Origin of the sequence: Clostridium sp. AF15-41, assembly GCF_003604095.1 — a bacterium.
GTDB lineage: Bacteria > Bacillota > Clostridia > Lachnospirales > Lachnospiraceae > Coprococcus.
Genome location: NZ_QTMQ01000003.1, coordinates 24,186 through 35,741, shown reverse-complemented (window position 1 = coordinate 35,741; position 11,556 = coordinate 24,186). Strand labels below are relative to the sequence as shown.

The following is an 11,556-nucleotide window of genomic DNA, read 5'->3' as shown; positions in this document are numbered from 1 at the left end:
GATAAGTTCACAAAAGAATAAAGAATACAGGAGGTTATCCATGATGATGAAACAGTATCCCTTAACAGCAGCACAAAAAATGCATGATGACTGGATAAAAAAATATAAAACACAGCAGGTGTCCGGTGTCAGTGTGGTGGCATCTTTAAAAGCAGAACTGGATTTCGGACTTTTAAAAAAATGTATTCAGTTGGAATATGAGAGATATGGATGTATGCGTATTCGTTTTACGAAACGTGATAAAAATGGTGATGTGAAGCAATATCTTACTGAAAAAGAAACCCGTGATATTCCTTTAAAAGACTTATCAGGAATGCATATGGAAGAAGCAGACAATCTAATGCAGCAGTGGGCATATGAGACATTTGACGGAGATGATATTCCGCTTTGCGATATAGTGATGGTAAAACTGCCGGATGGATATAATGGTTTCTTCATCCATATGGATCATAGATTGATTGATTCCTGTGGACTGGTTGTGATGATCAATGATCTGATGCAGTTATATACGCATTATAAATTCAACACACCATATCCGCAGAAGTTAGCTGATTTTGAGAAAGTGCTGGTTAAAGATCTGAATCGTGCAAATAATGAAAAACGTTTTGCCAAAGATAAAAAGTTTTGGGATGATCAGCTGGATGCATGGGGGGAACCCCTTTATTCTGATATCCAGGGTTTAGATGTACTGGAAGCATCAAGAAAGTTACATAGGAATAAAACACTCAGGGCTGCCGATATAGAATTAGATCAGTTGTTTGTGGCAGTAAAGGATTATCAACTAGAGCCGGAGCCAACGAAAAACCTGATAGATTTTTGTATGAACCATCAGCTTTCAATGACAAATCTGTTGTTACTTGGTATTCGTACATATCTGTCAAAGATGAATCATGGACAGGAAGATATTACGATAGAAAACTTCATTTCAAGACGGTCTACCCATGATGAATGGACCTCCGGTGGTAGTCGGACTATTATGTTTCCATGTAGAACTGTGATTTCGGCAGATACTGATTTCCTGTCGGCAGCATATGAGATTCAGAATATGCAGAATCGGATCTATATGCACAGTAACTATGATCCGGCGTTGATCAGAGAGGAAATGCAGAAACGATATCATACACCGAAGAATACAGCCTATGAAAGCTGTTACCTTACTTATCAGCCGATGCCGGTAAAATTGGATAATCCTCATCTGGTACAAATTCCACAGCATGCGAAATGGTTTGCAAATGGTGCAGCTACAAAGAAAATGTATCTGACAGTATCTCATACAGATAATGGAGGTATGAATTTTTCATATCATTACCAGACCGCACATTTGGCAGAACATGATATGGAATTGTTATATTACTATATGATGCGGATATTGTTTAAAGGAATCGCGGAACCTGATATGAGTATCGGAGAAATCATGGAACAGGTATAAAATAAAACATATAAAGGAGAAATTATTATGACACAGGAAATGCAGTTTAAGAAAATCATAGCACAGTATTGTGATGTTAAGCCGGAGGAGATGACAAACGATATGAAGTTCAGAGAAGATCTGGGCTTTAGTTCGCTTGATTTTATGTCTTTCTTGGGAGAAATTGAAGACACATTTGACATTGAACTGGAGGAAGACGATGCACTGCATGTATTCACAATTGTAGAAGCACTTGATCTGTTAGAGCGATTACAGCAGGAAACTGTATAATCAGAGAATATAAGTATATGATCGCAGTAAGTATGTGCGGAGGTATAATAAGATATGTTGATTCGTGATATTTTGGAAGAAAGCGAAAAAAAGTTTTCAGAAATAAAGGCAGTAAAATGGTTGAAGAAAAAGGAGATCTGTGATAGAAGCTACCGGGAGCTGATGGAGAATGCCAAGTCTGTCAGAAAAGGATTGTGTGAGGAAAGCTTTCAGGGAAAGCATATAGCATTGATCGGTAGTAGTTCTGTGGAATGGATAGAAGCTTATCTGGGAATTATAACAGGTCAGGCAGTAGCCGTTCCTCTTGACGCAGGACTTCCGGCAGAGGATCTGATAGATCTTCTGAATCGTTCAGATGCGGAAGCACTCTTTTTAAGTCCTAAAATTCAGACCTTGTCGGAACGGATACTGGAGGAATGCCCAAAACTGAAAAAAATCTGGATATTACAGGAAGAAAACATCGAAACAAATCAGAAAAAAGTTGCATCTGTAGCAGAATTAATGACGTCAGGTATAAACGGTACAGATGATTTTGCAGCACCGGATCCGGAAGATATTGCTACGATTATTTTCACCTCCGGAACTACAGGAAAAAGTAAAGGTGTTATGCTGACACAGAGAAATCTGGCAGAAAATGTAAAATCTGTTAATTATACTGCAGATCCCGGAACCATAGTATTAAGTGTTTTACCGATTCATCATGCATTTTGCCTTGTTATGGATTGGCTCAAGGGTTTTTCCTTTGGAGCAACGGTATGTATCAATGATTCTCTGTTACATATGGTAAAAAATATGGGCGTCTTTCATCCTGATATCATGTTGATGGTACCTTTGATGGTAGAAACAATTTACAAACGTCTTTCGGCAATGAACCCTTTGATCCCAAAGAAAATAGTTGCAGCCAAGGCATTTGGGGGAAAGCTGAAAACAATATTTACAGGTGGAGCACATCTGGATCCGTTTTATATTGAGAAATTTGCAGAATATGGTGTAAATATTTATGAGGGATATGGAATGTCGGAATGTTCGCCTGTCATCAGCAGCAATGTACCGGAAGATCATAAGGCCGGTTCTATAGGACGACCGCTTTCCAATGTTGAGATTTCTTTTGAGGATGGTGAGATTCTGGTACGAGGCAGTAGCGTTATGAAGGGTTATTATCAGATGCCGGAAGAGACTGCAGAAGCCTTAAGAGGTGGATGGCTGCATACAGGAGATAAAGGATATCTGGATAAAGATGGATTCTTATTTATCAATGGAAGAATAAAGAATCTGATCATTCTTTCAAACGGAGAAAATATATCACCGGAGGAAATAGAAAATAAGCTGGCTCTTGGAAAGTTGGTGGGGGAGGTGATTGTGACAGGAGAGAACAATGGTCTTATTGCAAGAATCTATCCGGATCAGGATGCTGTCTCGGCAAAACGGATGAATGAGGAAACAATCAGATCAGAGCTTCAGGCATTTATCGACAGTTATAATAATACGCAGCCGACCTATCGTCGGATTACGGGGGTGGTTATTCGTAAATATCCATTTATCAAGAGTGCGACTAAGAAGATAAAAAGGCAGGAAGTTCTGATTGATGAAGCACTTTAAGACAGATAAGGAAGTATACCTGTGAGAAATGACTGTGTCAGTATTCCGACAATGATTTCTTCGGAACTCTTAAAATTTTCTCTTGTCCATTTATGGAGAACACCCAAGGTACTGCCAATGCTGCATGCGATCATATATGAGACCTCTTCTTTGGAGTGCACGGAAGACGTTGTTTTCCGGGTGGCATCTGTTACATAGCGGTGGAACATAGTTAAAGCCTTTTCAAAGAATTCATCGCCTCTCGGACTCCGGAGAATATTTGCCAGAAACGGATTCGTTTTGGTATAATTACAAATCGTCAGAAAGAAAGATTTGCATATATCCTGATTATTTTCAGGATGAAAGTCTTCCATGAGGGTGAAAATATCCTGGATAGTTTTATCTTCAACAGCAGTTATAAGAGCTGGAATATTTTCGTAGTGGTTATAGAATGTACTGCGAACAATTCCGGCTCTTTTTATGATGTCTGTCACGGTTATTTTATCTATTTCTTTTTCTTTTAATACCAATAAAAATGCATCACAAATGGTATTTTCAATAAAGCAGTAGCGTTCATCGGATATTTCATGCAACATAGTGGTCTCCTTTCTGATGTATATTTATTTTATCACAGTTTTTATATAACCGGGTAAAAATGTAATGAAAATAGCGCCTTTTTATGTATTTATGTAAAAAAAGTTTATAATATCTTTATTTCCCTTACGAAATATGGTAACATATAAAAGTAAATTCGAAAATAGAGGAAAAGCAGATGAAGTACAGATGCGTGGTTTCAGATTTGGACAGAACGATTTTAAGACGGGATGGGATTTCCCATAGAACAAAGGAAGTTCTTGAAAAACTGGCAGATAGCCACGTTATTTTTATTCCGGCAAGTGGAAGATCTGTTTATTCCATTCCAGAATGCATCCGGGAGATTCGGGGTATCCGGTATGCGATCACATCCAATGGGGCAGCAATCTATGATTTATCAGATGATCATTCAGTATATAATTTAAAATTACGACCGGAAGTACCGGAGCAGATATTTGATCTGGTTACGGATAAAGATGTATTCTTTGAATGTTTTATAGACGGTAGAGGATATACATCTGAGATATATTATGAGAATCCAATGAATTTTGGAGAGTCAGAGGATATCAGTGCTTATGTAAGAAGCACCAGAACGCCGGTGCCTGATATAAGGCAGTTTATTTTACAGCATAATACGGAGTTGGATTCGATCTCAATTGTAGGACCGACAGAGAAAAAATACCGTATCATGCATGAATTAACGCAAAATATCCATACTGTTTATGTAACATCCGGAGCGCCGCGGCTGATCGAGATATCTGATCGTCATTCCGGCAAACATAATGGGTTAAAGGAAGTTTTACGATTCCTTGGAATATCAATGGAAGAAACAATTGCTTTCGGCGATGGAGATAATGACAGTGAGATGTTAGCAGAAGCCGGACTTGGAGTTGCGGTTTTAAATGCGACAGAGCGTTGCAAGGAAGCGGCAGATCTTGTGATCGGTGATTATCTGGATGACAGTGTAGCCGATTTCTTAGAGAAAACGGTGCTGTGAGGTACATTCATAAAAAGTGTTTTGACAGCAGGTACGTTTTCTGAAAGAAACAGTGCTGTAACGGCACACAGAGTTTTGATTATAAAGCATGGCGGATATCTGTAATGAGGGGCAGGTAGACAACCAATGCTTTTAATAAGAATAAACAAAAGAAAGGAAGGGAAATATGGATAAATTTTTCCACATTTCAGAGCGCGGTTCTAATGTTCGTACAGAGATTATGGCCGGACTCACAACATTTTTTGCCATGGCATACATTGTCCTGGTAAACCCAAATCAGGTAGCAGCAGATGGTAAGGCTGGATGGCTTGTTGCAGAAGGCGCAAGCGCAGTAGAAGTAGGCAGGGTTTGGAATGCAGTATTTATCGCATCCGTTCTTGTGGCTGTTATCGGTACACTTCTTATGGCATTCCTTGCCAGAATGCCGTATGCACAGGCATGTGGTATGGGACTGAATGCATTCTTCTGTACCTCATTTGTATCCGGTGCATTCTTTGCAGGCTGCAGCGTGATTGAAGGTTATCAGTCAGGTCTTGTTATCATCCTGTTATCAGGTATCGTATTCCTGATCCTGTCTGTAACCGGACTTCGTAAGTACATTGCGACAGCCATGCCGGAATGCCTGAAGAAATCAATACCGGCCGGTATTGGTTTGTTCATCGCATTGGTTGGTTTAAAGGGTTCAGGTCTTGTACAGGCGAATAAGTATACACTGGTACAGATCTTTGATTTCCATGGAGCAATTTCAGGCGCAGAGACACCGGCAGCTGCATGGAAAGCAGTTATTCCACCGGTTGTAACTATCATCGGTATTATCCTGATCGCAGTTCTTGCAAAGTTAAATGTAAAGGGAAATATCGTAATCGGTATCATTGTTTCCACAGTTCTTTATTATGTATTTAATCTGGAGACACCATCTTTTGATGTATCCAGCATCGGTCAGTCTTTCAAAGACTTTGGCGAGATCGGTTTCCTTGGATGCTTCAAGGCGGATGCATGGAGAAATGCATTTGAAAGCCCATATGTTGGTGGCGTATTCTCAGGTATCATGCTGATCGTAGCATTCTGTCTGGTAGATATGTTTGATACGATCGGAACCTTATACGGAACCGCATCACAGGCAAATATGTTAGATGAGAATGGTGACCCGATCAACTTAGATAAGAGTATGATGTGCGACTCTATCGGTACAGCAGCAGGTGCTATTCTTGGTACATCGACATGTACAACCTTCGTTGAGTCAGCATCCGGTATCGCAGCAGGTGGAAGAACAGGTCTTGCAAGTTTAGTTACGGCAGCCTGCTTCGCAGTATGTCTGTTCTTAAGCCCGATCGCAGGTGTGATTCCAACATGTGCAACAGCTCCGGCATTGATCTTTGTAGGTGTATTAATGGCTAAGAATTTTGCCAAGATCGATATGGATGATATGCGTTCAGCAGTTCCTGCGTTCCTTACCTTCCTTATGATCCCATTAACTTACTCTATCTCAAATGGTATCGGTGTAGGATCGATCTCATATGTTTTGATCACCTTATTCACAGGTAACTACAAGAAGAAAGATATCGTTGTAACGATCATCGCTGCGTTATTCGTTGTGAAGTTTATCTTTGTTACAATGTAGGAAGGTATCTTATTTCTAATGAAATGGATTCTTATATTATCATGTAAAAGATACATTTCGTTTTCTGTTCGGTTTGCACGCTCATTAGCCAGCAGTCGCCCAGACTCGTCCTTCGGACTCAGACATGGGCTTGATGCTGGCAGCTAGTGCAAAGCCTCACAACGAAAACTGCATGAACATCTTTGTACATGATAATATAAGTAATCATTTCATAAAGAAATAAGGTATTTTATTTTTGAAACAGGCAATAATTTTTTTGTTGTTGTGCTGCCAAAGACAGAAAACGTCTGCCCTGAAAACTATGTTCTATAAGCAAACCTGTTCGAACGTCGGTCCTTAACGAGTCACCACAGGTGAGGAGTTTAGTACCGTTACGTGAGAATAGAACGCAAGTGTTTTGCGATAGAACATAGTTTTCAGGGCAGACGTTTTCGTCCGTTTAACCATAAAAAATATGCACCAGAGTGGAATCGAACCACCGCACACGGCTCCGGAGGCCGTTGCTCTATCCACTGAGCTACTGGTGCATGACTTATATATAATACAATATTTCCCTGAAATAATCAAATAGTTTCTTGTATTTCTTAATAGTTTTGGTATGTCCTTGCAAAATCAGTTTTGGAATGGTAGAATTTTGTCGATATAAAATATGAAAAGGAGCATAGGAAAATTGAGAAATAAAAAAAGCAGTTTTCTTGGTGATACATATATAAAAACCAAAAACGGAGAAATCGTGATCCGGGCAGGAATGAAAGTCGTAATCGGATGGATAGTATTTGCATTATTGTGTGTCGGTTATGTATATGCATTTTTTATCAGAGAACCAAAGGCTGAGCCGGGCGCAGATAATACTGTCGAGCTTGAGATTCCGGAAAATGCATCATATAAGAAAAGCAATGTTTCAGAGATCAATGATCTGGTAAGTAAGTATCTTACAGCAAAAGTAGCCTGTGATCAGGCAACACTTCAGTCGTTAGTTACAGATCCGACAGAATTTGATGATATGTCAGTGCTGGAAAGTTCTGCCAAATATCTGAAAGGCTTTGAAGATACGACCTGCTATCTTGCAGATGGCTATGCGGAAGGCGAGTATGTAGTGGTTGAATTGTCCTATATGGATATTGCAGATGTAGAATCAAAACCGCTTGATATTGTGACCTTCTATATTATAAAGGATAAGAATGGTTCCTATAAGATTGATAATGGGGAACTGTCAAATGCGCAGCTTTCTTATCTGAATAGCTTTAAGGCATCAAAGGATATTCAGGATATCTATGTTCATGTAAAGGAAAATACAGAATATCTGTTGGATACCGATAAGACATTCCGGGCATTTTATGATCTGATCAGCAAGCCGGCTACAACAGAGAATACTGCAGCTACACCGGAAGATGCACAGTAAATGGAAGGTGTTATCCGGTTTTATAAATAAGAGAAACGGGTTCGGTGTAATTTGGTAGATATGAAGTAATGTAAAAGTTCCGTAAAAGAATCCTTATGGTATGACAGGATTCCGGTACGGAACTTTTCTGCGTTGCTATTTATATAGAAGTTACAGGTGGAAGTGCCGTTATCTGCTTAAATGGCATTTTCTTCATTTTCAGGAGATACAATACCGATGTCGATTCCACGGGTCTGTACCGGAGTGGAGAATACGATCTGTGTTTCTGTATTTCCGAATCGCTGTAGCTGTCCGATAAAAGAATCCAGCTCCATCGTACTTGGGAAGCAGACCTTTATCAACATGGAGTAAGCACCGGTCACGCAATTACATTCCAGCACATTCGGACAAGCATCGATAAAAGGATAAAAAGTCGGTTTCTGTTTCGGATCGAGTGCCATGTGTATAAATGCGGTAATGTGATATCCCAGAGCTTCCGGGTTGATGCCTGCATGGTATCCGGTGATCACACCTGTTTTTTCCAGCCGGTCGATTCTTGCGGATACCGCAGGAGAGGAGAGAAATACTTTATTTGCCAGATACTTTAAAGGGGTTCTGGCATTGTGCTGTAATAAATGTAATATTTTCTTATCGATATTATCCATATATTCACGTCCTTTATAAAATGTTATAACTTAAGCTTCTAAATTTAAATACAAAAAAAGGTGCGTTTCCGTAGAAACACACCTTTGCGTTTGCTTTATTATACGTCGGGAAAAGAGAAAAAACAAGCCCCGAAATTGAAAAGTTGTAATTGTTTACTTTTAATGGCCAGAATGGTATGATTAAAAAGATATGGTTATAAAGAAAACAGATAAAAAAGAGCGGCGAGAAAGCTGTAACAGAGAGACAGAACAGGAAGGGTCATGATATGGCAGAAGGTATTCGAATCAATAAATATCTGAGCGAAGCTGGTATTTGTTCCAGACGTGCTGCAGATGAATATATATTAAAGGGCAGGATCACAATAAATGGGAAGCCTGCGGAGATGGGACAGAAGATAGAGGCAAATGACAGGGTAATGGTTGATGGAAAGCCTGTAAGAAAGCGTGAAGAGACAGTTATTCTTGCATACAATAAACCATTGGGACTGACCTGTACGGCAAGTCATGATGATCCGGATAACATCTTCGATCATATAAAGTATCCGATCCGATTGCAGTATGTAGGAAGATTAGATAAGGATTCACAGGGATTGCTGCTTCTGACAAACGATGGAGATCTGTCAAACAGTATCCAGAAGTCAGTCAATAATCATGAGAAGGAATACCGTGTCCGCGTGAATAAGCCGATCACGGATGAATTTTTAACACAGATGGCGGCAGGTGTTCCGATTCTTGACACGGTGACAAAAAAATGTCGTCTGTATAAGATCGATAGTTATTCCTTTAAGATCATAATTACACAGGGGCTGAATCGCCAGATCCGTCGAATGTGCGAATACTTTGGATACAAGGTCGTAAATCTGAAACGGCTTCGAGTGATCAATATTCGTCTGGGGAATCTGAGACCGGGTGAGTACCGCCATTTGACAAAGGAAGAAGAAACAGAACTCAGACGTTTAGTGGAACGAAAAGAAGAAGTAAAAACAAAGCGGGAAGAAGCACAGCCGGATAATAAAAATGAACAGAATGTTGTTGGAAACAAGAGGTATGTCAGTTGGAAAAGAGAGACAGGATCAAAGAATTAGTTGAAAAACTGAATGAGGCATCAAAGAAATATTATCAGGAAGATACCGAGATCATGAGCAATCTGGAATATGATGCCTTGTATGATGAACTGGTAGAACTTGAAAAAGAGACAGGAATCGTAATGTCGAACAGTCCGACGGTTCATGTCGGATATGAGATTGTAAGCGAGCTTCCGAAAGAGGCTCATGAGCATCCAATGCTTTCTTTGGATAAGACCAAGAGTGTGGAAGCACTGGCAGCATGGCTTGGCACACATCAGGGTGTGATCTCATGGAAGTTAGATGGTCTTACCGTTGTCCTTACCTATGAGAATGGTACGCTTGTAAAAGCAGTAACCAGAGGAAATGGCTTAGAGGGCGAGGTTATAACGAACAACGCAAGAGTATTTGCAAATATTCCGAAAGAGATTCCATATAAGGGTAAGTTGACGATCCGTGGAGAGGCAGTTATCAAGTATTCAGATTTTGAGAAGATAAATGAGCAGATCGCAGATGCAGATGCAAAATATAAAAACCCGAGAAACTTATGCAGCGGCTCTGTCAGACAGCTGAATAACCGAATCACAAAAGAGAGAAACGTGCATTTCTTTGCCTTTAATCTGGTGGATGGAGAAGATGTGGACTTTAAGAATTCCTTTTCCTATGAATTAGACTGGCTGGAGCAGCAAGGCTTTGATGTCGTAGAGCATTATCTGATCGATGCTGATAAGCTTCCGGAGCATGTTGCCCAGTTTGCAGAACAGATCGAGAAGAACGATTTTCCATCGGATGGTCTGGTACTGGTGTTAGAAGATCTTGCATATGGAAAGAGTCTCGGTAGAACAGCGAAGTTCCCAAGAGACAGTATGGCATTCAAATGGGCGGATGAACAGGCAGTGACCCATCTGCAGTATGTGGAGTGGAGCCCTTCCAGAACGGGACTTATCAATCCGGTCGCGGTATTTGATCCGGTGTCCCTTGAAGGAACAACAGTCAGCCGTGCAAGTATCCATAATGTCAGTATCCTTCGGTCGTTGCAGCTTGGGATTGGAGATGAGATCTCGGTCTATAAGGCAAATATGATCATTCCGCAGATTGCCGAAAATCATACCAGAAGTGGAAATGTACCGATCCCGGAATCCTGTCCTGCCTGTGGTGGCCTGACAAAGATCGTGACGGAGGGAGAGGGTGTAGATCAGGTAGAGACCCTTTATTGTACCAATGAATTCTGCCCTGCAAAGAAGTTAAAATCATTTGCGCATTTTGTAGCCAGAAATGCAATGAATATTGACGGCCTCTCAGAAGCCACGATTGATAAATTTATCGAACAGGGATATCTGGATCATTTGGATGATCTCTATCACCTGAATCGTCATGAAGAAGAGATCGTTGAGTTGGAAGGCTTTGGAGAGAAGTCTTATGCGAAGCTGATCCAGGCTGTTGATACATCCAGACATACAACGATGAACCGCTTTGTCTATGGCCTTGGAATTCCGGGTGTCGGAGATGCAACAGCGAAACTGATCTGCAAACATTTTAAAAATAACCTGGATCAGATCATGCATGCGGATGTAGAAGCATATACAGAGATTGATGGAATCGGAACAGTGATCGCGGAGGAAATTGTAAGATATTTTAAAAATCCGTCGAATTGTGCTATTATAGATAAGTTACTTCATGAATTAGAGTTTGAAGCAGAGACCGAGACTGTACCGCAGACACTTGCAGGTATTACCTTTGTAATAACCGGAAGTCTGGAGCAGTTTGCAAACCGGGATGAGATGAAGCAGTATATCGAAGACCGGGGTGGAAAGGTAGCAGGTTCCGTATCATCAAAGACCGGATATCTGGTCAATAACGATGTGACCTCTACGTCTTCAAAGAATAAAAAAGCACAGAGTCTGGGAATACCGATTATTTCAGAGACACAGTTTCTGGAACAGTTTTCCTGAGAATA

Annotated in this window: 10 protein-coding genes and 1 tRNA gene; 8 read left to right on the top strand and 3 right to left on the bottom strand. The window is 40.4% G+C overall.

Annotation, left to right across the window (positions count from 1 at the left end):
* Positions 1–40 precede the first annotated feature (40 nt).
* Genes DWW43_RS02885 through DWW43_RS02875 form a run of 3 tightly spaced genes read left to right on the top strand, consistent with a single transcriptional unit; the run spans position 41 to position 3,298 of the window.
* Positions 41–1,429 (top strand): condensation domain-containing protein, encoded by a 1,389-nt coding sequence (locus DWW43_RS02885; RefSeq protein WP_347475239.1) that lies wholly within the window; start codon positions 41–43, stop codon positions 1,427–1,429.
* A gap of 27 nt (positions 1,430–1,456) precedes the next feature.
* Entirely contained in the window at positions 1,457–1,699 is a 243-nt protein-coding gene (locus tag DWW43_RS02880; protein WP_008402883.1) for a phosphopantetheine-binding protein, read from the top strand.
* Positions 1,700–1,753: 54 nt separating this feature from the next.
* Entirely contained in the window at positions 1,754–3,298 is a 1,545-nt protein-coding gene (locus tag DWW43_RS02875; RefSeq protein ID WP_119962679.1) for an AMP-binding protein, read from the top strand.
* On the opposite strand, the gene DWW43_RS02870 is transcribed toward DWW43_RS02875, so the two are convergent.
* Positions 3,295–3,807: a TetR/AcrR family transcriptional regulator gene (locus DWW43_RS02870; protein ID WP_243104381.1), complete on the bottom strand. Its 513-nt coding sequence runs from the start codon at positions 3,805–3,807 to the stop codon at positions 3,295–3,297. The genes DWW43_RS02875 and DWW43_RS02870 overlap by 4 nt on opposite strands.
* A gap of 242 nt (positions 3,808–4,049) precedes the next feature.
* Between DWW43_RS02870 and DWW43_RS02865 the strand changes: the two genes are divergently transcribed.
* Together DWW43_RS02865 and DWW43_RS02860 are read left to right on the top strand one after the other, a co-directional pair.
* Positions 4,050–4,868: an HAD family hydrolase gene (locus DWW43_RS02865; RefSeq protein ID WP_008402880.1), complete on the top strand. Its 819-nt coding sequence runs from the start codon at positions 4,050–4,052 to the stop codon at positions 4,866–4,868.
* Positions 4,869–5,034: 166 nt separating this feature from the next.
* Positions 5,035–6,489: an NCS2 family permease gene (locus tag DWW43_RS02860; protein ID WP_119962677.1), complete on the top strand. Its 1,455-nt coding sequence runs from the start codon at positions 5,035–5,037 to the stop codon at positions 6,487–6,489.
* 455 nt (positions 6,490–6,944) lie between these two features.
* On the opposite strand, the gene DWW43_RS02855 is transcribed toward DWW43_RS02860, so the two are convergent.
* Positions 6,945–7,016: transfer RNA gene (locus DWW43_RS02855), tRNA-Arg, on the bottom strand.
* A 143-nt stretch (positions 7,017–7,159) separates the two neighbouring features.
* Here DWW43_RS02855 and DWW43_RS02850 point away from each other — a divergent pair.
* Positions 7,160–7,891: a hypothetical protein gene (locus tag DWW43_RS02850; protein ID WP_119962676.1), complete on the top strand. Its 732-nt coding sequence runs from the start codon at positions 7,160–7,162 to the stop codon at positions 7,889–7,891.
* A gap of 176 nt (positions 7,892–8,067) precedes the next feature.
* On the opposite strand, the gene DWW43_RS02845 is transcribed toward DWW43_RS02850, so the two are convergent.
* Entirely contained in the window at positions 8,068–8,535 is a 468-nt protein-coding gene (locus DWW43_RS02845; RefSeq protein ID WP_119962675.1) for an Lrp/AsnC family transcriptional regulator, read from the bottom strand.
* A 266-nt stretch (positions 8,536–8,801) separates the two neighbouring features.
* On the opposite strand from DWW43_RS02845, the gene DWW43_RS02840 reads away from it, so the two are divergent.
* Both DWW43_RS02840 and ligA read left to right on the top strand, forming a co-directional pair.
* Positions 8,802–9,620, top strand: coding sequence for a pseudouridine synthase (locus tag DWW43_RS02840; protein WP_119962674.1), 819 nt, complete (start codon positions 8,802–8,804; stop codon positions 9,618–9,620).
* Positions 9,590–11,551 carry an NAD-dependent DNA ligase LigA gene (gene ligA, locus DWW43_RS02835; protein WP_119962673.1) on the top strand — a complete coding sequence of 654 codons (1,962 nt, stop codon included), beginning with the start codon at positions 9,590–9,592 and terminating at the stop codon, positions 11,549–11,551. The genes DWW43_RS02840 and ligA overlap by 31 nt, the downstream gene beginning before the upstream one ends.
* Positions 11,552–11,556: the final 5 nt, after the last annotated feature.

What these genes read in the sequence shown, in the direction of transcription:
- DWW43_RS02880 (WP_008402883.1), top strand. Translation starts at nt 1,457, where the DNA reads ATGACACAGGAAATGCAGTTTAAGAAAATCATAGCACAGTATTGTGAT.
- DWW43_RS02885 (WP_347475239.1), top strand. Translation starts at nt 41, where the DNA reads ATGATGATGAAACAGTATCCCTTAACAGCAGCACAAAAAATGCATGAT.
- DWW43_RS02840 (WP_119962674.1), top strand. Translation starts at nt 8,802, where the DNA reads ATGGCAGAAGGTATTCGAATCAATAAATATCTGAGCGAAGCTGGTATT.
- DWW43_RS02865 (WP_008402880.1), top strand. Translation starts at nt 4,050, where the DNA reads ATGAAGTACAGATGCGTGGTTTCAGATTTGGACAGAACGATTTTAAGA.
- DWW43_RS02875 (WP_119962679.1), top strand. Translation starts at nt 1,754, where the DNA reads ATGTTGATTCGTGATATTTTGGAAGAAAGCGAAAAAAAGTTTTCAGAA.
- DWW43_RS02845 (WP_119962675.1), bottom strand. Translation starts at nt 8,535, where the DNA reads ATGGATAATATCGATAAGAAAATATTACATTTATTACAGCACAATGCC.
- DWW43_RS02860 (WP_119962677.1), top strand. Translation starts at nt 5,035, where the DNA reads ATGGATAAATTTTTCCACATTTCAGAGCGCGGTTCTAATGTTCGTACA.